Origin of the sequence: Salipiger sp. 1_MG-2023, assembly GCF_030547555.1 — a bacterium.
Classification (GTDB): domain Bacteria; phylum Pseudomonadota; class Alphaproteobacteria; order Rhodobacterales; family Rhodobacteraceae; genus Salipiger.
Window position 1 is genome coordinate 1 of sequence record NZ_JAUOQN010000068.1, and the last position, 21,017, is coordinate 21,017.

The 21,017-nt window shown below is 64.9% G+C and carries 21 protein-coding genes and 1 tRNA gene; 11 read left to right on the forward strand and 11 right to left on the reverse strand.

The annotated features are described in order from the left end of the window. A partial coding sequence (locus Q4543_RS21090; protein WP_303441612.1) for a hypothetical protein occupies positions 1–96 on the forward strand: 96 nt, incomplete at its 5' end. 240 nt (positions 97–336) lie between these two features. Here the strand turns inward: Q4543_RS21090 and Q4543_RS21095 are convergent. Next, a complete protein-coding gene (locus Q4543_RS21095) occupies positions 337–588 on the reverse strand; it encodes a hypothetical protein (RefSeq protein WP_303441586.1) in 252 nt (83 codons plus the stop codon). A gap of 365 nt (positions 589–953) precedes the next feature. On the opposite strand from Q4543_RS21095, the gene Q4543_RS21100 reads away from it, so the two are divergent. Both Q4543_RS21100 and Q4543_RS21105 read left to right on the forward strand, forming a co-directional pair. Next, positions 954–1,946, forward strand: coding sequence for a zinc transporter ZntB (locus Q4543_RS21100; protein ID WP_303441588.1), 993 nt, complete (start codon positions 954–956; stop codon positions 1,944–1,946). A gap of 55 nt (positions 1,947–2,001) precedes the next feature. After that, positions 2,002–2,077, forward strand: a tRNA-Trp gene (locus tag Q4543_RS21105). A 106-nt stretch (positions 2,078–2,183) separates the two neighbouring features. Here the strand turns inward: Q4543_RS21105 and Q4543_RS21110 are convergent. Beyond that, positions 2,184–2,918 carry a hypothetical protein gene (locus Q4543_RS21110; protein WP_303441590.1) on the reverse strand — a complete coding sequence of 245 codons (735 nt, stop codon included), beginning with the start codon at positions 2,916–2,918 and terminating at the stop codon, positions 2,184–2,186. 436 nt (positions 2,919–3,354) lie between these two features. On the opposite strand from Q4543_RS21110, the gene secE reads away from it, so the two are divergent. From secE to rplA, 5 genes are all read left to right on the forward strand, one after another. Then, positions 3,355–3,546, forward strand: coding sequence for a preprotein translocase subunit SecE (secE, locus tag Q4543_RS21115; RefSeq protein ID WP_216006134.1), 192 nt, complete (start codon positions 3,355–3,357; stop codon positions 3,544–3,546). Between the two features lie 210 nt (positions 3,547–3,756). Further along, the gene (gene nusG / locus Q4543_RS21120) at positions 3,757–4,287 is read left to right on the forward strand and encodes a transcription termination/antitermination protein NusG (RefSeq protein WP_216006133.1); all 531 of its coding nucleotides are present in this window, start codon (positions 3,757–3,759) and stop codon (positions 4,285–4,287) included. 103 nt (positions 4,288–4,390) lie between these two features. Then, on the forward strand, positions 4,391–5,575 hold the full coding sequence (locus tag Q4543_RS21125) for a winged helix-turn-helix domain-containing protein (protein ID WP_303441592.1): 1,185 nt from the start codon (positions 4,391–4,393) through the stop codon (positions 5,573–5,575). Between the two features lie 156 nt (positions 5,576–5,731). Next, entirely contained in the window at positions 5,732–6,181 is a 450-nt protein-coding gene (gene rplK / locus Q4543_RS21130; RefSeq protein WP_216006131.1) for a 50S ribosomal protein L11, read from the forward strand. Then, positions 6,181–6,879, forward strand: a complete 699-nt coding sequence (gene rplA, locus Q4543_RS21135) for a 50S ribosomal protein L1 (RefSeq protein ID WP_216006130.1) — start codon at positions 6,181–6,183, stop codon at positions 6,877–6,879. Before rplK ends, rplA begins: the two co-directional genes overlap by 1 nt. Before the next feature lie 93 nt (positions 6,880–6,972). Here rplA and Q4543_RS21140 read toward each other — a convergent pair whose 3' ends face one another. The 4 genes from Q4543_RS21140 to Q4543_RS21155 form a co-directional block, all read right to left on the reverse strand. Then, positions 6,973–7,995: an AbrB family transcriptional regulator gene (locus Q4543_RS21140; protein ID WP_303441595.1), complete on the reverse strand. Its 1,023-nt coding sequence runs from the start codon at positions 7,993–7,995 to the stop codon at positions 6,973–6,975. A gap of 5 nt (positions 7,996–8,000) precedes the next feature. After that, entirely contained in the window at positions 8,001–9,521 is a 1,521-nt protein-coding gene (locus tag Q4543_RS21145) for a tripartite tricarboxylate transporter permease (protein ID WP_216006128.1), read from the reverse strand. Continuing rightward, positions 9,521–9,988 carry a tripartite tricarboxylate transporter TctB family protein gene (locus Q4543_RS21150; protein ID WP_303441597.1) on the reverse strand — a complete coding sequence of 156 codons (468 nt, stop codon included), beginning with the start codon at positions 9,986–9,988 and terminating at the stop codon, positions 9,521–9,523. The genes Q4543_RS21145 and Q4543_RS21150 overlap by 1 nt, the downstream gene beginning before the upstream one ends. 99 nt (positions 9,989–10,087) lie before the next feature. Further along, a complete protein-coding gene (locus tag Q4543_RS21155) occupies positions 10,088–11,059 on the reverse strand; it encodes a tripartite tricarboxylate transporter substrate binding protein (RefSeq protein ID WP_216006126.1) in 972 nt (323 codons plus the stop codon). Between the two features lie 158 nt (positions 11,060–11,217). Here Q4543_RS21155 and Q4543_RS21160 point away from each other — a divergent pair, with 158 nt between their 5' ends. Together Q4543_RS21160 and Q4543_RS21165 are read left to right on the forward strand one after the other, a co-directional pair. Further along, positions 11,218–11,892, forward strand: coding sequence for a response regulator transcription factor (locus Q4543_RS21160; protein ID WP_303441600.1), 675 nt, complete (start codon positions 11,218–11,220; stop codon positions 11,890–11,892). Beyond that, positions 11,885–14,377, forward strand: coding sequence for an extracellular solute-binding protein (locus Q4543_RS21165; protein ID WP_303441601.1), 2,493 nt, complete (start codon positions 11,885–11,887; stop codon positions 14,375–14,377). The genes Q4543_RS21160 and Q4543_RS21165 overlap by 8 nt, the downstream gene beginning before the upstream one ends. Positions 14,378–14,386: 9 nt before the next feature. Here Q4543_RS21165 and Q4543_RS21170 read toward each other — a convergent pair whose 3' ends face one another. After that, on the reverse strand, positions 14,387–14,956 hold the full coding sequence (locus Q4543_RS21170; protein ID WP_303441603.1) for a TetR/AcrR family transcriptional regulator: 570 nt from the start codon (positions 14,954–14,956) through the stop codon (positions 14,387–14,389). A 339-nt stretch (positions 14,957–15,295) separates the two neighbouring features. Here Q4543_RS21170 and Q4543_RS21175 point away from each other — a divergent pair, with 339 nt between their 5' ends. Next, positions 15,296–16,294 (forward strand): Ldh family oxidoreductase, encoded by a 999-nt coding sequence (locus Q4543_RS21175; RefSeq protein ID WP_303441605.1) that lies wholly within the window; start codon positions 15,296–15,298, stop codon positions 16,292–16,294. Here the strand turns inward: Q4543_RS21175 and Q4543_RS21180 are convergent. From Q4543_RS21180 to Q4543_RS21195, 4 genes are read right to left on the reverse strand one after another with little or no spacing between them, the layout of a single operon-like run. After that, on the reverse strand, positions 16,291–17,676 hold the full coding sequence (locus Q4543_RS21180; protein WP_303441607.1) for an FAD-binding oxidoreductase: 1,386 nt from the start codon (positions 17,674–17,676) through the stop codon (positions 16,291–16,293). The genes Q4543_RS21175 and Q4543_RS21180 overlap by 4 nt on opposite strands. 25 nt (positions 17,677–17,701) lie before the next feature. Further along, positions 17,702–19,024, reverse strand: coding sequence for an FAD-binding oxidoreductase (locus tag Q4543_RS21185; protein ID WP_303441608.1), 1,323 nt, complete (start codon positions 19,022–19,024; stop codon positions 17,702–17,704). Further along, the gene (locus Q4543_RS21190) at positions 19,025–19,906 is read right to left on the reverse strand and encodes an ABC transporter permease (RefSeq protein ID WP_216006121.1); all 882 of its coding nucleotides are present in this window, start codon (positions 19,904–19,906) and stop codon (positions 19,025–19,027) included. Between the two features lie 9 nt (positions 19,907–19,915). Further along, positions 19,916–20,866: an ABC transporter permease gene (locus Q4543_RS21195; RefSeq protein ID WP_303441610.1), complete on the reverse strand. Its 951-nt coding sequence runs from the start codon at positions 20,864–20,866 to the stop codon at positions 19,916–19,918. Positions 20,867–21,017: the final 151 nt, after the last annotated feature.

Genomic DNA, 21,017 nt, shown 5'->3' on the forward strand with positions numbered 1-21,017 from the left:
ATCGCACCGATCGCCATGGAAGACGGCCTGCGCTTCGCCATCCGCGAAGGCGGCCGCACCGTCGGGTCGGGCGTCGTTTCGAAAATCCTCGCGTAAGCAGGATCCCGAGAGGCGCAAGGCTGCGGTCTCGAAGATCTTCGCGTGAATTGACAGGTCTCGCCCCTAGGGGCGAGGCGCTGCGACAAGACAAAAGCGGGCCTTGGGCCCGCTTTTTTCATTTGTGACAGGTGCATCGCAGATGCATAAAGGGCGCCCAATGGGCGCCCTTGTGGCCTGTCAGTCAGGCGGTGAGGGATGAAGGCACCGGTGCCGGGCCTCTGTCCCTTTTGTTTGCGATCACTCGGCGTAGGCGCGGATCAGCGACGCGGCGTTCTCGCGGGCCTCGGCGGGGTTCGAGGCTTCCGATGCGGCCTGATAGGTGGCAACAGCTTCGGCGTTGCTGAGGGCAGACACATCGGCATTCGGCACGATCCGGCTCAGTGCGGCGCGGGCCTGGTCGCCGGTGTTGTAGGCTTGCGCCGATGCTGCGCCGGTCAGGGCGGCGGTTGCGGTCAGGGCAGCGGCGGTGAGGATTGCAAAACGGTTCATGGTCAGTCTCCTGTTTGATCGTCTTCGCACCGTTTGGTGCGTGGGTGAGTATCTTTTGTCTTTCGATGCAGCACATATCGCACCAGCGCGCATGATCTTCAAATCACACAATCGCTCTCGAACGATCTGCTTTCCGTGATCTTGACCGTGAATTGTTCATGACAGGTTTGTGGATTCACAATTTTCCCATTGTAAATATTGGAAAAAATGGCCAAGTTTGCTCGCGATTGCGTGATGTCGCGTGAGGTAAGCTTTTGGAAACCGAGAAGTTTCCTTTTCACACTCTCAGTGTGCACACGCGCACATTGAGGAGGGGCGTGTTGCGCCGTCTTGCCGCGCTTTGAAAACCCTCTAAATTCAGCACCATGAGAGCGCTTGTCCCGTCCCCTGACGATGTCATCGAAACCGGGTTCATCCTCGCGGGTAACAGGCATGGGCAATCGCTGGCCCCCTCCGAGGCCTGCGACATCCTGCGCAGCGACACGCTTGGCTGGGTGCATCTGCGGGCGCAGCATCCGGACACCCCCGGCTGGATCATCGAGAACCTGTCCTATCTCGATCCGACGATCATCGATGCGCTGGTCGCCGAAGAAACCCGCCCGCGCGTTACCCGCGTTGGCGACGGGCTGATCGTGATTCTGCGCGGCATCAACACCATCGATGGGGAAGACCCCGAAGACATGGTTTCTGTACGCCTGTGGATCGACCCGCAGCGGATCATCAGCCTGTCGCGTCGGCGGGTTCGCGCGATTTCCGACATCGCCGATGAATTGCGCCGCGGGCACGGGCCGGATGATTGCGCATCATTCCTTGTGGATCTGGTCGAACGGCTGACCCAGCGCATCGAGAATTTCTGGCGTGGGATCGATGACGAGGCTGATGATCTCGAGGAGGCGGTGCTCACCGAGGCCGCCCCCGAAATCCGCCCTCGCCTCGCCGATCTGCGGCGCCGGGCGATCATCCTGCGCCGCTATCTACAGCCGCAACGAGACGCGTTGAGGGGGCTGCAACCCGCGCACCCGTTCTGGCTTGAGGCCGATGATCTGCGCCACCTTGCCGAAGAGGTCGACGCGCTGGAGCGGGTGGTCGAAGACGCGGATGCCATGCGTGACCGCATGGCGCTGGTGCGCGACGAAATCGCCAGCCAACTGTCGGACAAGCTGAACCGCAATATGTACCTGTTGTCGATTCTGTCGGCGCTGTTTCTGCCGCTGGGATTCCTGACCGGGCTGTTCGGAATAAACGTCGCAGGGATGCCGGGCGCGCAAGACGGCGACGCCTTCTGGATCTTCATCGGGGCGCTGGTTGTGGTGGTCGCGGCGCAGCTTGCGATCCTGCGCAAACTGAAGTGGATCTAGGCAAAGCTTTCCGCTTGCAAAGCCTTCCGGCCTTTCGTAAACGGGCATCGGCCTTAGGGGTATAGCTCAGTTGGTAGAGCGACGGTCTCCAAAACCGTAGGCCCACGGTTCGAGTCCGTGTGCCCCTGCCACTTTCACGACATTGCAGACAAACTTCCGAACCGGGCCTCCGGATCGGCATCGCGCATGAAAAAAGGCCGCACCGAAGTGCGGCCTTTTCCATGGCTTAGGCAGAGTTTACGAGCCCAGAACCTGTTCGATCAGCTGGCGCTGCTCGGTGTCCTTATCTTCGCCGTAAAGTGCGGCGCGCAGGCGGTTCACCTGCTCGGTGGTCAGCACGCGAAGGTCGGCCTCGGGCACCAACTGCTGCACGGCGCTGATTTCAGACGGTGTCAGGTTCGGTGCGGCTTCGTTCATGCCATCAAGCAGTTGCACGCGGATCGAATCCGGGTCCACGCCGCGGTTGACCAAGGCGACGATCCGGTCCTTTTCGGCGGTGGTCATCTCTTCGATGCGCACCTGCGGGAAGTAATCGGTCAGGATCAGCATGTCGGCGGTATCGACGTTCGGGTTGTCAGCCGCCGCAATTTCCTCGATCATCGCGGACTTCTCGGTGTCCTCATCGCCAGACTGGGCAATGGCCATCATTTCAGCGACCTGAGACTGGCTCAGGGCCGCGAAATTCACATCCGGGTAGTAGGCGCGGATCGCTGCCTGCTCGGCCTCGGAGGGCATGGCCCGACCGGCGCTGCTGTCAGCCGCTGCAATGCGTTCCATGCGGGCGGCTTTTTCATTGTCGTCCTCGCCGGACTGGGCAATCGCCATCATCTGGGTGATCTGCTGATCGCTCAGCGCCGAGAAATTGGCTTCCGGGTAGTATTGGGTGATGGCGTTCACTTCTGCCTGCGAGGCAGCAAACGCGCTGGTGCCGAGGACGGTTGCGAGGGCGGTGGCGGTGAGAAAGCGTTTCATGGTTGAGTCCTTTCACAAGTTCCAGTTTGCAGCGACCGGGCGCCTTGTCCGCTCGTTCCCTTGGCAAAAGCCATTGCGGGATCAAACAGGGCCGTCTCCGGTCTTGCGTTTCGATCTATCGAGCGTAGCGTCGTCGCTGCGTCGGTATGTCCTTACAACACGGCTTCCCCGGCGCTGGTTCCGAGACGAGAAGGGCAAAGATTTCGACCTGTTACGCTAGAAACTGGCGCGCCGGCGCTACGTGTGCGCGAACGCTTGCCGGGCAGCCGGGTTCCGCGCCGATCACGGCGATATCTTCAGAAGATCGCGATCGCCCCGCACGCTGACGTGACCGGCTGGCGGCCTCAATCGGCGCAGCGGCCCGGCAATGCTTGTCAGGGGCGTTCCATCTGCGTATACCGCCGCAAAACCTGAATCGAAAACCGAAGGCGCCCTGATGGCCAATCCCGTCCAGTTCATTCAGCAGACCCGTTCCGAGGTCGCCAAGATCGTCTGGCCGTCGCGCCGCGAGGTGTTGCTGACCACCGTGACGGTCTTTGTCATGGCAGCGCTGACCGCCACATTCTTTGCGATCGTCGACATCCTGATCCGCAGCGGCCTGCAAGGGCTTCTGTCGTTCTTCGGCTGAGCTGCCTGGGCGGCGCGGCGGGGAAACCCGCGCGTGTGCCCTTGATATCCGCCAGCCGAAGGCGCTAAGAGCAAGGCGATTACCTGAGCGGGCGTGCAGCGATTCGTGTTGCACGCCGGTTTTGTTTCAGGGACAACCGTTTCGCCCGCCCGGGGCGTGGCGGAAGGTGAATGGCCGGGATACCCGGCGCAAGGTTGGAAGAGGGTCCAGATGGCGAAGCGGTGGTATTCGGTCAGCGTTCTGTCGAACTTCGAAAAGAAGATCGCGGAACAGATCCGTCAGGCAGTCGAAGAGCAGGGGCTCGAGGATCAGATCGACGAAGTCCTCGTTCCGACAGAAGAGGTCATCGAGGTGCGGCGCGGCAAGAAGGTCACGACCGAGCGTCGCTTCATGCCCGGCTATGTGCTCGTGCACATGGAAATGTCGGATCGTGGCTTTCACCTTGTGAACAACATCAACCGCGTCACCGGCTTTCTGGGCCCGCAGGGGCGGCCGATGCCGATGCGCGATGCCGAGGTCGAATCGATCCTTGGCCGGGTTCAGGAAACCGAGGAAGCGCCGCGCACGCTGATCCATTTCGAAGTGGGCGAGCGGGTCAAGGTCAACGATGGTCCGTTCGAAGGCTTCGACGGCATGGTCGAGGGCGTCGACGACGACAACCAGCGTCTGCGCGTCGCAGTGTCGATCTTTGGCCGCGAAACCCCGGTCGAGCTGGAATTCACTCAGGTGACCAAGCAGTAAGATCCGCGGCAACGCCCGAAATAGTGAAACCCGCCAGACATCTCTGGCGGGTTTTTTCTTGCGCGGATTGCGCCCGGACGCGCGCATCGCCAAACATGGGCGCATGACCGCGCCAGCCCTGTTTCGCCAAGCCCCGCTTCGTATCGCCAATTGCGATGCCCGCCGCCTGTGGCTTGCGGCGAACGGGCTGTCCGGCGTGCCTTCGGGCGCCGATGCGCTGGGGGTGATCCGCGCGCTGGGGTTCGTGCAGCTCGACACCATTCAGGTGGTCAGCCGTGCGCATCATCACATCCTGTGGTCCCGCGCGCAGTCCTATCGCGAGCCGATGCTGGACAAGCTTCTGCGCAAGCAGGCGGTGTTCGAACATTTCACCCATGACGCCTCTGCCCTGCCGATGGAGATGCTGCCGCTCTGGCAGCGGCAATTCGACCGTATGCGCCGCAAGGTCGCTGGCTCTTGGTACGTGGGGATCGCGTCCGACAGGCTCACCGCCGAGATTCTGGCGCGGATTCGCGACGAGGGCCCGTTGTGTACCCGCGATTTCGATACGGTGGTCGAAGAGCGGGCGATGTGGCAGCGGCCACCGCATAAGAAGGCGCTCGATTACCTGTGGTACGCGGGGGTACTGGCGACCAGCCATCGCGAGGGGGTCATCAAATATTACGATCTGGCGGAACGGGTGTTCCCGCAGGTTGAACGCCTGCCTGACGAGGCGCAGATCGACGGGCTTTGCACGGCGGCGCTGAAGCGGCTCGGCGTCGGCACCCTGACCGAGATCCGTAAATTCTGGGATGCCACCGAGGCGCCCGAGGTGGCACGCTGGGCCGCCCGCGCGCAGCCTGTTCCGGTGATGATCGAGGGCGCAGACGGGCGGTGGACGTCTGCGCTTGGCAGCCCGGACATAGAAGAGCGGTTGCAGGCTGCGCCGCCATCGCGGCGTCTGCGTCTGCTCAACCCGTTCGATCCGGCGATCCGTGATCGCGCCCGGCTCAAGCGGCTGTTCGGGTTCGACTACACGGTCGAGATGTTCGTGCCCGAGGCGAAACGCCGCTGGGGGTATTACGTCTATCCGCTGCTCGAAGGGGATCGGATGGTGGGGCGCATCGCGGCAAAGGGCGATCGCAAGGCCGGAACCCTGAGCGTCACCAACCTGTGGTGGGAGCCGGGCCTGCGCGCCTCTTCGGGGCGCGATGCCCGGCTGAGCGCCGAGTTGCACCGCTTTGCGAGACTCGCCGGTCTGCGCGAGGTGCATCCAGCAGACCCTGGAACATGGCCGATCGGTTCTTGATTTTCACCCCGGATCGGGGTATGCGCCGGGCTTCGAGCGATTGCCCAGGCGACTCGCCCGATCGTGGGAGGCGCGCGCATCGCGATGTGCAGACCTGACCACGCCACATGAACGCTGGATGACGCGTCATTCGGCAGATGGAAAAGGAGTAAGCTCATGGCCAAGAAGCTGATGGGCAAGATGAAACTGCAGATCCCTGCAGGCAAAGCCAACCCGTCGCCGCCCGTAGGCCCGGCGCTGGGTCAGCGCGGCATCAACATCATGGAATTCTGCAAGGCGTTCAACGCCAAGACGCAGGAAATGGAGCCCGGCGCGCCGTGCCCGACCGTGATCACCTATTATCAGGACAAATCCTTCACGATGGAAATCAAGACGCCGCCCGCGTCTTATTACCTCAAGAAGGCCGCAGGCCTGAAGCCGGTTGGCAAGCGCAACCGTCCCAAGGGTGCCGTTACCCCGGGTCGCGAGACGATTGGCACCGTGACCACCAAGCAGGTGCGTGAGATCGCCGAGGCCAAGATGAAGGACCTCAGCGCGAACGACGTGGAAGCTGCAATGCAGATCATCCTTGGCTCGGCCAAGTCCATGGGCATCGAGGTGAAGTAATGGCAAAGCTCGGAAAACGTACCCGCGCCGCCCGTGAGGCCTTTGTTGGCAAAGAAGAGCTGTCGCTCGAAGATGCCGTCAAGCTGGTCAAGTCGAACGCGAACGCCAAGTTCGACGAGACGCTGGAAATCGCGATGAACCTCGGTGTCGACACCCGTCACGCCGACCAGATGGTTCGTGGCGTGATCGGCCTGCCGAACGGCACCGGCAAGACCATGCGCGTCGCCGTGTTCGCCCGTGGCCCCAAGGCTGAAGAGGCCCAGAAGGCCGGTGCAGACATCGTCGGCGCCGAAGACCTGATGGAAACCATTCAGGGCGGCACCATCGAGTTCGATCGTTGCATCGCGACCCCGGACATGATGCCGATCGTCGGCCGTCTCGGCAAGATCCTCGGCCCGCGCAACCTGATGCCGAACCCCAAGGTCGGCACGGTGACCATGGATGTCGCTCAGGCTGTCAAAGACGCCAAGGGCGGTCAGGTCCAGTTCCGCGCTGAAAAGGGCGGTGTGGTGCATGCCGGCATCGGCAAGGTCTCCTTCGACGAGGCGCAGCTGATCGAGAACGTCAAGGCGTTCATCGGCGCGGTTGCCAAGGCCAAGCCGGCCGGTGCCAAGGGCACCTACATGAAGAAGATCTCGCTGAGCTCGACCATGGGCCCGGGCGTCACCATCGACGTGGCTGCTGCTGCGTCCGAGTGATCTTCGGACTGCATTGAATAATGAAAAGGCGGGCCCTCGGGTCCGCCTTTTTTGTTGCCGCGCGGCGCTTGGCCTGTCTGATCGCGGCTCGCCTTAGCCGCGCCGCCGCAGGAACAGCGGCACCAGCGCCAGCAGAATGACAATGCGGGCAAAGTGATGCGCCGCAACATAGGCCGGATCGTAGCCAAGGGCGAGGGCGATGGCGGCCATGGCCTCGACGCCTCCGGGAGCGAAGGCGATCAGCACCTGCCCGATGGGCAGCCCGGTCAGCGCCTGCGTGATCACCGCGAACACCAGCGCCATGCCAAGCGCCATGGCGACCACCGCCAGCCCGGTCCAGAGCAGGCGCAGCACCGCGCGCGGTTCGACCTTGCTGAGCCGAGTGGCAAGCACCGCGCCGGTCACGGTGAAGCCGGAAAAGATCATCCAGCCGGGCGCGACCCCATGCAGCAGCCCGGTCAGGTGGGCCGTGGCGCTCAGCACGATGCCGGTCAGCAGGCAGGCCGCCGACACCCCGTGCCGCCCGGCCCAGCGGCCCAGCGGCAGGCCGATCACCAGCAGCGGCGCAATGCCCCACAGCGGCATCGGTTCGGGCGTAACGGCCTGTGCGGTGGGGATGTTCAGCACTGCGGCCAGCGGCGGCACCAACGCCACCAGCACGATCAGCCGCATCAGTTGCAGGATGGTGACGGCGCCCGCGTCGCCCTTGCCCTCGATGGCGATGGCCACGGCGTTCGACATGGTGCCCGGCGAACTGGCCAGAACGGCGGTTTCACGGTCGATCCCGAAGACGCGCGTCAGCAGCCATGTCGATGCGGCCATGGTGGCCACCAGTGACAGCACCAGCAACAGCAGGCTGATCGACCAGCCCGGCAATTGCGGAATGACCGAGGCGTTGATCCCCGATCCCAGCGACAGGCCGATGACCAGAAACGCCAGATCGCGCGCGCCAACCGGCATGACCACCGGCTGCTTGAGCCCCGCCAGCACCGCGACTGCCAGCATCGCGCCGACAAGCGCCCCGGCCGGAATGCCAAGAGACGCGGCAAGCGCCGCGCCTCCAAGGGCGGCAACGGCGGTAAGCGCCGTTGCCTTTAGATATGCCTTGTCCTGCATGAGGCTCAGTCCGCCATGGCTTCCTGCCCCCCGGAGCGCTTGCGCGAGCGCCGTGCAAGCCAGATCGGCAGCACAACGACCAGCAGCGCCAGACCGTAGAGCAGCAGGCTCTTCCAGTCTGCCACGAGGATGCCCCAGTCGCCGCCCGAAATCGACAGGGCGCGGCGCAGGTTGTTCTCGAACAGCGAGCCGAGCACAAAGCCAAGGATCACCGGGGCGAGCGAGAATTCCAGCTTGCGCAGGAACCAGCCGAGCAGGCCAAGACCGGTGATCATGTAAAGATCATGCGGGTTTCCGACGATGGTGTAGATTCCGATGAAGGCAAGGATGGCGATCAGCGGCGTCAGGTAATGCTGCGGGATCGTCAGCATCCGGGCGAACAGCCCCACCAGCGGCAGGTTGATCACCAATAGCGCGACGTTGCCGATATACATTGATGCCACAAGGCCCCATGCCACTTCGGGGCGCTGGGTGAACATCATCGGGCCGGGCTGGATGTTGAACATCAGCAGTGCGCCCAGCAGGATCGCGGTGGTGCCCGATCCGGGGATGCCCAGCGTCAGCATCGGCACCATGGAACCGCCCGCCGCTGCGTTGTTCGCCGCTTCGGGGGCCGCAAGGCCGCGCACGTCGCCGGTGCCGAAGGTGCCTTCCTTGTCCGAGATCCGCTTTTCGGTGCCATAGGCCACGGCCGAGGCGACCGATGCGCCAGTGCCGGGCAGGATGCCGATGAAGAAGCCGATGATCGAGCTGCGCAGGATCGTCCACTTTGCCAGCTTCAGATCGGCCCATTGCACGAAGCTCTTGTCGACGGGCAGCGATTTGAGCGTGCCGCGCGCCTGATGTTCCACCAGCGTCAGCAGCTCGGCCATGCCGAACAGGCCCACCACGACGATCAGGAAATCGATGCCTGCAAGGATGTCGGGGATGCCGAACGTGTAGCGGTTGACCCCGGTATTGGCGTCGATGCCGATGGTCGCCAACATCAGGCCGATGGTTGCCCCCAGCAGCGTTTTGACCGTGCTCTTGCCGACCAGAGACGCCAGCGAGGCGAAGGCAAAGACCATCAGTGCGACGTAATCTGCGGGGCTGAAGGTCACGGCGAATTTCGCAAGGCCCGGCGCGAACAGCGACATCAGGATCACCGCGAAGGTGCCGCCGATGAACGAGGCCACAGCCGACAGCGATAGTGCGCGCCCGGCCTGACCGGCGCGGGCCATCGGGTTGCCATCGAGCGTGGTCATCACCGCGCCCGCATCCCCCGGCACGTTGAGCAGGATCGAAGAGATCCGCCCGCCGTATTCCGCGCCATAATAGATGCCCGCCAGCAGGATCAGCGCCGATTCAGGCGGAAACCCAAGGCCGTAGGCGATGGGCAGCAGGATCGCGACGCCGTTGATCGGCCCTAGCCCCGGCAGCGCGCCGATCAGGGTGCCGACAAAGCAGCCGACCAGCACCAGCATCAGGTTGAACGGGTCGAAAGCGACGGCAAAGCCGGTCGCCAGACCGGAAAGAACGGTATCCATCAGTTGGCCTCCGTCTGGAAGCTTTCGAGCACGGCTTCGACGACCGCGCCTTCGGGCAGGTTGAGATCCATCAAGGTGACGCAGAGCAGCCAGCCGGCGATGCCGGCGGTAACGCCGAAGGCCAGCGAACGCCAGCGCGGCGCGCCCAGCATCAGCGCCATGGCGGTGCCGAACAGGGCGGTCGCAACGACAAAGCCCAGCGGCTCGTACAGGCGGCTGTAGGCCATCAGCATGACCACCGCCGCGCCAAGGCGGAACCAGACGGCCTTCGGCACGTCCATGTGATCGACGTCGGGCCTCCACAGCACGCCGAGCAGGCAGAGCATCGCAACGATGGAAAGGATCTGCGGCCAGCTTTCGGGGCCAAGCGGGTCGTACTGGAACGGTGCCTTGATGACGGTGAAGGCGATCACCGCATAACCGATGGTCACCGCAAGCAGGACAGCCGCGAAGATGCGGTCAGCCATGGGGGCCTCCTGTTGAAATTTCGGGACGGTCTGAAAGCGTTCAGATGCGCCGCAAGGGCCGCCCTTCGCAAAAGGCGGCCCCGCGGGGAGAAAAGCGGATTACTGGATCAGACCCGCTTCGGTCGCGATGGTACGAAGCTCGTCCATCGTGTTGTTGATGGAGGCGGTCAGTGCCTCGCCCGACAGGTTCAGCGGAAGAAGCCCGCGCTCTGCCTGGATTTGTGCGAACGCGTCGGTGGCATAGGCCGCGTCGAACGCATCGACCCATTTCTGGTAGTCCTCGTCAGAGGTGTCTTTGCCCATGTAGAAGCCGCGCATGATCGTCCATTCGACGTCATAGCCCTGCTCCTTGGCGGTCGGGATCTCGGCGAAGGGGGCCTCAAGACGCTCGGGGGCGAGGGTCGCGAGGATCTTCATGTCGCCGCTTTCCAGATACGGCACCATTTCGCCGACATCGCCGGTATAGACCTCGATCGAGCCGCCGAGCAGCGCCGCGATGGCATCGCCGCCGCCGTCGAAGGCGACATAGCGCATCTGCATCGGGGTGCCGCCGGCTTCGCGCATCAGCAGCGCGCCCTTCATCCAGTCCTGCGAGCCGACAGAGCCGCCTGCGCCCACCACGACCGACTGCGGATCGGCGGCCAGATCATCCATGATCTGCTTGAGCGAGTCGTATTCACTGTCGGCCTTGACCACGACGGCGCCGAAATCGGCCCCGGCGGTCGCCAGCCAGCGCACGTCGTTTTCATCGAAGGCGCCGTATTTGCCAAGGATGATGTTCAGCAGCGAACCGGTCGACCACGCGACAATGGCCGAGCCGTCATCGGTGCGGTTGGTGTTGAACTGGTTGAAGGCCACGGCGCCGATGCCGCCGGGCATAAAGGTCACCTGCACGGGGTTGGTGACATGCGGCTCGAGGCCGGTCTGTGCCACGCGGCAGGTCAGATCGAAGCCGCCGCCGGGGTTGGCCGGTGCGACGCATTCGGGCTTGCGGATGTCGCTTTGTGCCAGTGCCGGTGCGGCAAGGCTCAGGGCGCAAAAGAGCGCCGCGGAAACGCGGGTGATGATCATGATGTTCCTCCCATCTAGTCATGGCCCCTTGGGCTGCGACGCTTATGACCTGCCAAGGCTGTGAATGTCCTGACGCGTGGCTGACAGGACGCTGACATGGGCATTGCGCCGCAAGATATGGCTATGCGGATGCGCCGCGACGGGATAGTTCCGGTAACATGAGAATGCTACTGGTCGAAGACAATGACGAGCTGGCCGAGACGGTTCTTGACCGGCTGCGCCACGAGGGCCATTCGGTCGATCGCGAGGCCGATGGCGAAGAGGCCAACGCCCTGCTGCGCCATGCCCGTTTCGATATCATCCTGCTGGATATCAACCTGCCGGGGCGCAGCGGCTACGAGGTGCTGCGCTCGATGCGCTCGCGCGGGGATTCGACGCCGGTCATCGTGCTCACTGCCCGGTCGGAAATCGACGACCGCGTGGTGGGGCTGGATGCGGGGGCCGATGATTACATGGTCAAGCCGGTCGATTTTCGCGAACTCTCGGCGCGCTGCCGGGTGCTGGCGCGGCGCCGGGCCGGGGCGTCGAGCAACCTGTTCACCGCCGGAACGCTGCGGTTCGACCGCGCCGCCAAGCTGGCCTTTCTCGGCGACAAGCCGATCGAGCTGCGCGCCAAGGAGGTGCAGTTGCTCGAGGTGATGATCGACAATCTTGGCCGGATGCTGACCAAGGAAGAGGTGGCCGACAAGCTCTACACCTTTCGCGAAAGCCCCAGCCTGAACGCCGTCGAACAACTGGTGACGCGGCTGCGGCGCAAGCTCGAAGGCACGCCGCTGGTGATCAAGACGGCGCGCGGCCTTGGCTATCTGCCCTATGTCAGCGATGATGAATAGTGCGCCCCGGCTGGGGGCGACGAATAAGGCGCCCCGGCTGGAGGCGACGAATAATGCGCCCCGCCTAGGGGCGGCGAATGAAGCACCCCGGCCCGAGGCGACGCCAGATGAGCCGCGCTCGCTCAAGTGGCGGCTGCTGTCGTCGATGGCGGCGGGATTCGCGCTGCTGCTGCTGCTGATGTCGGTGCTGCTGTGGAACTATTCGCGCGCCGCATCGAACCGCACCTTCGATCTGCTGCTGGCGGGGGCGGCGCTGGCGATGCTGGAGCGGGTGTCGTTCAACGCCGATGGTCCGACGGTCGATCTGCCGCAATCGGCGATGGATATCCTTGCGCTGGCAAGCGACGACCGGGTGGTCTATCGCGTCTTTGCTCCGGCCTATGGCGAGATCACCGGCACCCCTGATCTGCCGCTGCCCGCTGTCGATCCCTCGGCCGCACCGGTGTTTTACAATGACAAGCTGAACGAGGGCTTTCGCTTCATCGTGCAGGGGCGGCAGATCACCTCGGCCGCCGGGCGCGACTGGGTCTTCGTGCAGATCGGCCAGACGCTGAACGCCCGGCGCGAACATCAGGGGACGTTGTTTCTTTATGGTATGGCGGGGCTGGCCGGGGTGTCGCTGATCGGTCTGGGCTTTGTCTGGCTGGCGATCCGCACGTCTCTGGCGCCGCTGGGCACCATCGCGGCCAGCCTTCTGGCGCGCAACCCGCGCGATCTGTCACCCATCGAGGGCGCCCCTCCGCAGGAAATCTCGGACCTGTTTCGCGCCATCAACGGCTTTATCGCCCAGTTGCGGCGATCCCGCGCGCTGACCGAAAGCTTCATCGCGGATGTGGCGCACCAGACCCGCACCTCGTTGTCGGCGGTGCAGGGGCAACTGGCGCTTGCCGTCGATGCCGATAGCCCCGAGGCCATGCGCGCCCGGCTGGTCAAGGCCGAGGCGCAGGGGAACAAGACCGTTCACCTGACCAACCAGCTGCTGGCCAACGCCATGGTGATCCATCGCTCTGACCAGGCGCAGCTTGATCCGATGGAGCTGCGCCCGCTGGTGCGCGACACGCTGGCAGAGCTGCTGCGTGACCGCAGGCTGCGCGAAATCACCATCTCTTACGAAGACGCGCAATTGCCCGACGGGGTGGGGCGGATCCGGGGTGATGCGATCTCCATCCGCGAGGCGCTGCGCAACCTGATTGATAACGCAATCCGTCACGGTGGGCCGGAAAACTCGATCCTGATCGAACTGGACGGCGACACCCGCAGCATCCGCCTGACCGTCTCGGACGGCGGGCCGGGCATTGCGCCGGCGGATCGGGCGCGGGCGACCGAGCGGTTCACCTCGATCAACCGCGACACCGCCGGGTCGGGGCTGGGCCTTGCCATCGTGCGCTCGGTGGCCGAGGGGCATGACGCCAAGCTGGAACTCGGGGCGTCGCAACTGGGCGGGCTGCGTGCTTCGCTGATCTTTCCGCGGCTGGCGGCGCTGCTGGCGGCGCTGCTGCTGACGCCCATCGCTGCCAAGGCATCGGAGCTGACCATCTTCGGCGCCACAGATCGCGCGGCCATCGAGCCGGTGCTTGACGCGTTCGAGGCGAAGGTGCCGGGCTGGACCATCTCCTACCGCGAATTTCAGACCGTCGATCTGTATGACGCGGTGCTGGCGGGCGAGGGGCCGCCCGATGTGGTGATCTCTTCGGCGATGGATTTGCAGGTCGATCTGGTGAACCGCGGCATGGCGCAGCGCTTTGTCCTGCCCGAGGACAGCCAGCCGCCGGACTGGGCGCGCTGGCGCGACGAGCTTTACGGCTTTACCTTCGAACCCGCCGCGATCCTTTACAACAAGCGCATCCTGTCGCGCGAGGATCTGCCAAACTCGCACCGCGACCTGTCGTCATTCATCCGCGACCATGAGGCCGAGCTGAAGGGCCGGGTCGGGGGGTACGATCTGCGCCGCTCGGGGATCGGCTATCTGTATGCCACGCAGGATCTGATCCAGAGCGTTCAGGCGCAGCGCCTGTTCGAGGTGCTGGGGCGGGCCTCGGCGCGGGTCTATCTTGGTACGGCCGAGATGACGCGGGCGACGGGCAGCGGGGAAATCGCGCTGGCGCTGAATGTCATCAGTTCCTACGCCATGGCATTGGTCCCCGATCACCCCGATGTCGGGGTGCATTTCCTGAGCGATTACAACCTTGTCATGTCTCGCACCGCCTTTGTCCCCAAAACCGCCCGCGCGCCCGCGATGGCGGCGCGCTTTGTCGCCTTCCTGCTCTCGCCCGAAGGCCAGAGCCTGATCGACCGCGACACGCCGCTGATCCCGATTGCCGCGGCTGGCGCGCCGCTGACCGACAGCGCGCGGTTACTGCGCGCCAGCAGTGGCAGTTTTCTTCCGATCCGGCTGGGGCCGGGGCTGCTGACCTTTCTCGACCGGCTGAAACGCGAAGAGGTGCTGCGCAGCTGGGATGCCGCGATGGCTGGGAATGGCAACTAGCCGATCCGGTCAGCTGCGGTGAGACCTCAGGAACAGGCGCATCAGATCGCGGGCCGACGGGTCCGAAACGATGGACATCGCCGGGGCATAGGCGGTCTCGAACAGCGCTGCGCCGATCAGCAGCGGGCTTTCGGTCAGGTTCAGCGGGCCGACAACAGCCTCGCCAAGGGTGCGCCAGTTGCGGTGCAGAATCTCGGTCAGCTGGGCGATGGTCTCGGCGTCGTCGCGTTTCTGGCGGACGAATTCGATCAGGGTCAGCGGCCATGACCCGCTTTCCGCTCGCGCGCCGGCCCAGTCGATCAGCAGCTCTTCGATTTCGGCGCGGCCGGGGGCAGCGGCGATCGCGTCGACAAGCTGAAGAAGGTCGCTTCCGCCATGGGTTTCAAGCACGGCCAGAAACAGCGCTTCCTTGCCGGGAAAGTTGGCATAGACCGCGCCCTTGGTGTATCCTGCTTCGGCGGCGATGGCATCAAGAGAGGTGGCATTGTACCCGCGCGCACCGAACAGCGTTTCCGCCGCTTCTATCAGGCGATCTCTGGTGCGCTGCGCCGCTTCCTTGCGGGTCATGCGTTGGTTCATTGCGGGCCACTCCCTTAGACTGCGATCACGATTGGCGTGAAGACTTCCAAGTTAAGATACCCTTGGGTATTTGGGTACTCAAGGGTATACGAAATCCTGTCCACGGATCGGCCCGCTTGATATATCTTGCGGGCGCAAGCTGCGTTCCGATCCCGTTTCTGCCCCCCTCGACGCAGCGTCGACGCTGAAGCGGCAGCGGATACAGTCACGGCGACTGTGCATGGCGCTTGCACAGCAGGCCCGGTGGGCGGGCACGCTTGTCGGGCGAATGAGGCAACCCGGCTTGACCCTATGCTCGCGCGGGTTTCTTTAGACGGCAGCGGAACCAAGAGGGGCGACATGGCCGATACGAGACTTTCATTTGACGAGCTTGCCCTGCTGCTGCGCCGGGTGTTCGAAGCGCAGGGGCTGCCCGCGCGCATCGCGGCGGTGCTGGGCGAAAATTGCGCCGCCTGTCAGCGCGATGGCGCGCTCAGCCATGGGGTGTTTCGCATTCCGGGCTATGTCTCGACGATCCAGAGCGGCTGGGGGTCGCCCTCGGCGCTGCCCGTGATCGACGCGGGAGAGGGCGCGTTGATCGGCGTCGATGCCTGCGGCGGCTTTGCGCAGGTGGCGCTGGACGCGGCGCGCCCGCTGCTGCTGGAGCGGGTGCGCGCGCAGGGCATCGCGGCGCTGAGCATCCGCAATTCGCAGCATTTCAGCGCGCTTTGGCCCGATGTCGAACCCTTTGCCGAGGCAGGGCTGGTGGCACTGTCGGTGGTCAATTCCATGGCGGTGGTGGCGCCTGCGCCGGGGGCGACGCCGGTGTTCGGCACCAACCCCATGGCGTTTTCCAGCCCGCGGGCCGGCCAGCCGCCCTACACATGGGATCAGGCCTCGAGCGCGCTGGCGCATGGCGATGTGCAGATCGCCGCGCGCGAAGGGCACAAGCTGGCGCCGGGCACCGGGGTCGATGCGCAAGGCACCCCGACCGAGAATCCGGACAAGATCCTGAATGGTGGCGCGCTGCTGCCCTTTGGCGGGCACAAGGGCGCGTCGATCGCCATGTTGATCGAGATCCTCGCCGCCGCCTTTACCGGCGGGGCGTTTTCCTCGGAGGTCGACTGGTCGGACCATCCCGGCGCCAAGATCCCGCTGACCGGCCAGTTTCTTCTGGTGATGGACCCGTCGCACACGGATGGCTTTGCGCAGCGGGTGGCGCAGCTGTCGGACGCGGTGCGCGCCTCGGGAAGCGCGCGGCTGCCCGGAGACCGCCGCCACCGCATCCGCGCCGAGGCGGCGCAAAAAGGCGTCGCCCTGACCACCGCCGATCTGGCGATGATCAAGGGGTATCTTTAGCGGCGCAGGATGCCTTCCATCGGGGCGATCTTTGATCCGTCGCTGAACCGCGACAGGCGGTATTGCGACGGATCGACCACCGGCACCGCGCCGGTCACCAGATCCGCCATCAGCTTGCCGATCCCCGGCCCAAGGCCGAAGCCATGCCCCGACAGGCCGCTGGCAACGAACAGGCCGGGAATATGGCCGCGCACCCCTTCGGTCGACGAGACCACCGGGATGATGTCTGGCATCACGTCGATATACCCGGCCCAACGCTGGGCGATGCCGACGCCTTGGAACGCCGGATAGGCCGCCTGAAGCTGGGCATAGACCTTGTCGATGGCCTTGGCATCGAGCTGGGGATCATAGATCCGCGTGTCTTCGAACGGGGTGCGGTCGGTCGCGCCCCATTTGCGCGGCAGCTTCATCTCTTGCACGAAGCGCTTGCCGAAACGGAATTTCAGCCGGGTGAATTCGCTTTTCAGCGCCGGGAAAAACTTGGGCGCCAGCCAGAAGCTGTCCGGGGTGATCTCGTACAGCCCGGTTTGCGGGCCCGAGATGCTGTAGCCGCCATCCAGACGGCGGCGGAAGGTGTAATCCTGAAACTTGAACGTGCCCTCGGGGCCATCGGGCACTGGGTCGGTGCGCAGCACGGTGCCGGTGGTCTTCAGCATCGGCAGGTCGATCCCGAGATTGCCAAGGAACAATCGCGACCAGATGCCCGCCGCGACCACCACCGAGGAACAGCGGATCGTGCCGTTTTCGGTCACCACGGCAGACACCTTGCCGCCGGAGGTTTCCACCGTGCGCACCGCGCAGTTCTGATGCACCGTGCCGCCCAGCATCCGGAAGGCGTTGGCGATGGCGGGGGAGGCCTTTTGCGGCTCGGCCCGCCCGTCATGCGGGTTGTAAAGCGCGCCCTTGATCGGGGCTGTCAGGCCGGGGAAGGCGTTTAGCGCCTCGGGGGCGGGCAGCACGCGGGCCGGGATCTGGTATTCCTGAAGGATCTGGGCCCAGTCTTCCTCTTCCTTGAGCGCCTCGTCGGTGGTGACGGAAAAGGTGATGCCGCATTGGCGATAGCCGGTTTCGGCCTGGGTGCGTTCGTTCATGCCCTTCCACAGCCGCACGGATTCGACCATCAGCGGCATCTCGCGCGGGTCGCGGTGCGACAGGCGCACCCAGCCCCAGTTGCGGCTCGATTGCTCGGCGCCAACGTCGCCCTTTTCGCACAGCGCCACCTTGAGGCCGCGTTCGGCCAGTTCCAGCGCGGTGCAAACGCCAGCGATGCCCGCGCCGATGACCACCACGTCGACGCTTTGCGGCAGCGTCAGGTCGTTGGGGACCGGGTCGGGGATGGGGCGTCCGTTGGTCGGCATGGCTGTGGTTGTGTCGAGCGACATGAGAAGGGGTCCGTGTTGTGATGGGTCAGGCATGGGGCGGCAGGGGGGCACCCTGCCGCTTGGCGGTGATATTGTCGCGCAGGCGGTACATGCGCAGATGCGCCTGCGGAGCGAAGGACATGTAGAAGGGCTGCGATTTCAACGGTTCGATTTTCAGGCCAAGGTCCTGCGGCGGCAGGCCAAGCGCCCATTCCGACAGGATGCCGCCCAGCATCGAGCCGGTGGGCACGCCGCGCCCCGACAGGCCGGTCATGGCAACAATGCCGGGGGCCAGATCGTAAAGCCGCGGGATGGTGCGGCGCTGCATGTCAAGCTCGCCGAACCACAGATATTCCCAGCGCAGGGTCTCGCGGATCTGCGGGTGCAGCCATGTCAGCCGGTCGCTCATCACCTGTTTGGTATAGGCGATGTCGCGGCCCCGGCGGCCCATCGGGAACATCGAGGCAACGATGCGCCCCGCGCCATCGTATTTATAGACGTAGATATCACCGCGCCCGTCGTGCATCGTGGTGTTGCGGGGCAGCACCTCGGCGCGGGTTTCCGGCGACAGCGGCTGCGTGGCGGCGACAAACACCCGCATGATCTTGAAGGTCTCTTCGAGCTTTGGCCAGCCCGCGACCGTATAGGCCCCGGTGGTAAAGATCACCTTGTCGGCCAGCACCGCGCCGCGTTCGGTGCTCACCCGCCAGCCGGTGCCGTTGCGTGCGCAGCCAGTGACCGGCGAGCGGGTCAGGATGCGCCCGCCTTCGGACATCACGGCGCGGCCAAGGCCCCGCGCATAGGCCAGCGCATTGACGGCGCCCGCTTCCTCATGAAACCAGCCGCCAAGAAAGCGCGGCGAGCCGGTGATCTGCTGCACCTCGGCGGCGTCGAGCATCCGGGTCTTGGCGCCGACGGCGTTGTACTGGTCGGTCTTGGCTTGCAGCGTCTTGAGATGGCCGGGATAGAGCGCGCCCTGCACATAGCCGCTCTGGTCCCATTCGCAATCGATGCCGTAGTCGCGGATCATCTGGCCGACGCGGTCATTGGCCCGGGTCTGACGATGGATCAGCCGCTCGGCCCAAGGCTCGCCGAGCAGGCGGCGCAGATCGTCCGGCGTGTAATGGGTGAAGGTCGGGGTGCAATGCCCGGCGTTGCGGCCCGAACCGCCAAAGCCGATCTCCTGCGCCTCGATCACGGCAACGGACACGCCAGCCTTGGCGAGTTCCAGCGCGGTGGTCAGTCCGGCATAACCCGCGCCGACGATGCAGACATCGGCCTTGATGGTGCCTTCCAGCGCAAAGGTCTCGGGCGCGGCGGGGGCGGTGGCGTACCACAGCGTGTCCTCGAAAGGTGAAAAGCGTGTCATTCAGCGCGCCTCCGACCGGCTGTCGAGCGCATCGCGCAGCCCGTCACCGACAAAGTTGAACCCGGCAACGGCGATGGTGATCGCCAGCCCCGGCACGATCGCCAGCCACGGCGCCGATTGCAGATACTGCTGCGCCCCGTTGAGCATGTTGCCCCAGCTCGGCAGCGGCGGCTGGATGCCATAGCCAAGGAACGAGATATAGGCCTCGAGCAGGATCGCGCGGGCCACGGTCAGCGTGGCGGCAACGATGATCGGGCCGATGGCGTTGGGCAGCAATTCGCGGAACATGATCCAGCGGCCCGACAGGCCCAGCATCCGGGCGGCCTGAACGAAATCCTGATCGCGCAGGGTCTTGACCTCGGCCTGCACGATGCGGGCGACCTCCATCCAGCTGGTGGCGGCGATGATGACGGTGATCATCGCAGGCCCCGGCTGGATGAACGCCGCCAGCGCCAGCAGCAGGAACACCGACGGAAAGCTCAGGAAGGCATCGACGATGCGCATCAGCACCGCCGAGACGGCGCCGCCGTAATAGCCAGACAGCACGCCCACCACGGAGCCGATGCAGGTGCTCATGATCATCGCGGCAAAGCCCACGGTCATTGACACCTGCCCGGCGTGAAACAGCCGCGCGGCGATGTCGCGGCCCAGCGGATCGGTGCCAAAGATATGGCCTCCGGTGAAGGGGGGGGCAAAGCGGGCGCGCAGGTCGATGAACAGCTCGTCGAAGGCCAGCAGGTAGGGTCCGACAAAGCAGGCCAGCGCAAGCGTGACGATCATCACAAGGCCCAGCATCGCCAGCTTGTGCTGCATGAACCGGCGCACGGCGCGGGATTTGATGCGCGGCGCGCGGCGGGCGGGGGCGTTTGCAGTCATGGTCATCAGGGCCTCTCAGGACAGGCGGACGCGCGGATCGACCACCGCGACAATCAGGTCAGCGGCAAGGTTGCCGATCAGGACAAGCATGGCCGAGGCCATCAGCAGCCCCATCACCACCGGGTAATCGGAATAGCCGAGGCTATCGAGAAACAGCCGCCCCATGCCGGGCCATGTAAACACCGTCTCGGTAACCAGCGCGCCGCCCAGCACCACGGGCAGTTGCAGCCCGGCAAGGGTGATCATCGGCACCAGCGCGTTGCCGACGATGTGCTTGAACAGGATGCGCCGGTTCGGCAGGCCCTTGGCGCGCGCGGTGCGCACGAAATCCTGATTGATGACATTCAGCGTCGCGGTGCGCATGTAGCGCGACCAGACCGCCACATCGACCAGTGCCAGCACCAGCGCGGGCAGGATCAGGTGCACCGCGTAATCGCCGATCGAGCCGTCGCCAACCGTGTACATGTTGCCCGCCGGCAGCCAGCCCAGTTCCAGCGAAAAGATGTAAATGGCGATCAGCCCGAACCAGAAGGTCGGGATCGACAGCGCCACCATCGCCAGCACCGTCGTGGTGTAATCGAACACCGATCCGCGCCGCACCGCCGACCAGATGCCCACGGTCGTGCCCACGGTGACGGCGATGGCCGTCGCCGTGCCCATTAGCAGCATGGTGGCGAACAGGTGATCGGCGATGATCGTCAGCACCGGCTGCTGATCGCGGTAACTGGTGCCCCAGTCGCCTGCCAGCATGCTGGTCAGCCAGTCGAAATATTGCACGATGATGGGGCGGTTCAGGCCCAACTGTTCGGCCACCCGGTCCATCTGTTCCTGCGTCATGCCGGGCGACAGCGCGAATTGCGACAGCGGGCCTCCGGGTGCGAGGCTGAGGACGAAGAAACCGATCAGCGAGACAATGAACAGCAGGATCAGACTCTGGCCGAGGCGGCCGGACAGGTAGCGCAGCATGGCGGGGGCCTCATGGGTGCGTGGTCAGTGGCCCGGGGGGCCCCCCCGGGGGGGGGGGGGGCCGGGGGGGGGGGGGGGGGGGGGCAAGGGGGGGCACCCCCCCCCGCCCCGGGGGGGCAGAAAGGGGGGCCATTAACCCCCCCCCCCGGGC

What these genes read in the sequence shown, in the direction of transcription:
- Q4543_RS21095 (WP_303441586.1), bottom strand. Translation starts at nt 588, where the DNA reads ATGAACCGTTTTGCAATCCTCACCGCCGCTGCCCTGACCGCAACCGCC.
- Q4543_RS21100 (WP_303441588.1), top strand. Translation starts at nt 954, where the DNA reads ATGAGAGCGCTTGTCCCGTCCCCTGACGATGTCATCGAAACCGGGTTC.
- Q4543_RS21110 (WP_303441590.1), bottom strand. Translation starts at nt 2,918, where the DNA reads ATGAAACGCTTTCTCACCGCCACCGCCCTCGCAACCGTCCTCGGCACC.
- secE (WP_216006134.1), top strand. Translation starts at nt 3,355, where the DNA reads ATGGCCAATCCCGTCCAGTTCATTCAGCAGACCCGTTCCGAGGTCGCC.
- nusG (WP_216006133.1), top strand. Translation starts at nt 3,757, where the DNA reads ATGGCGAAGCGGTGGTATTCGGTCAGCGTTCTGTCGAACTTCGAAAAG.
- Q4543_RS21125 (WP_303441592.1), top strand. Translation starts at nt 4,391, where the DNA reads ATGACCGCGCCAGCCCTGTTTCGCCAAGCCCCGCTTCGTATCGCCAAT.
- rplK (WP_216006131.1), top strand. Translation starts at nt 5,732, where the DNA reads ATGGCCAAGAAGCTGATGGGCAAGATGAAACTGCAGATCCCTGCAGGC.
- rplA (WP_216006130.1), top strand. Translation starts at nt 6,181, where the DNA reads ATGGCAAAGCTCGGAAAACGTACCCGCGCCGCCCGTGAGGCCTTTGTT.
- Q4543_RS21140 (WP_303441595.1), bottom strand. Translation starts at nt 7,995, where the DNA reads ATGCAGGACAAGGCATATCTAAAGGCAACGGCGCTTACCGCCGTTGCC.
- Q4543_RS21145 (WP_216006128.1), bottom strand. Translation starts at nt 9,521, where the DNA reads ATGGATACCGTTCTTTCCGGTCTGGCGACCGGCTTTGCCGTCGCTTTC.
- Q4543_RS21150 (WP_303441597.1), bottom strand. Translation starts at nt 9,988, where the DNA reads ATGGCTGACCGCATCTTCGCGGCTGTCCTGCTTGCGGTGACCATCGGT.
- Q4543_RS21155 (WP_216006126.1), bottom strand. Translation starts at nt 11,059, where the DNA reads ATGATCATCACCCGCGTTTCCGCGGCGCTCTTTTGCGCCCTGAGCCTT.
- Q4543_RS21160 (WP_303441600.1), top strand. Translation starts at nt 11,218, where the DNA reads ATGAGAATGCTACTGGTCGAAGACAATGACGAGCTGGCCGAGACGGTT.
- Q4543_RS21165 (WP_303441601.1), top strand. Translation starts at nt 11,885, where the DNA reads ATGAATAGTGCGCCCCGGCTGGGGGCGACGAATAAGGCGCCCCGGCTG.
- Q4543_RS21170 (WP_303441603.1), bottom strand. Translation starts at nt 14,956, where the DNA reads ATGAACCAACGCATGACCCGCAAGGAAGCGGCGCAGCGCACCAGAGAT.
- Q4543_RS21175 (WP_303441605.1), top strand. Translation starts at nt 15,296, where the DNA reads ATGGCCGATACGAGACTTTCATTTGACGAGCTTGCCCTGCTGCTGCGC.
- Q4543_RS21180 (WP_303441607.1), bottom strand. Translation starts at nt 17,676, where the DNA reads ATGTCGCTCGACACAACCACAGCCATGCCGACCAACGGACGCCCCATC.
- Q4543_RS21185 (WP_303441608.1), bottom strand. Translation starts at nt 19,024, where the DNA reads ATGACACGCTTTTCACCTTTCGAGGACACGCTGTGGTACGCCACCGCC.
- Q4543_RS21190 (WP_216006121.1), bottom strand. Translation starts at nt 19,906, where the DNA reads ATGACCATGACTGCAAACGCCCCCGCCCGCCGCGCGCCGCGCATCAAA.
- Q4543_RS21195 (WP_303441610.1), bottom strand. Translation starts at nt 20,866, where the DNA reads ATGCTGCGCTACCTGTCCGGCCGCCTCGGCCAGAGTCTGATCCTGCTG.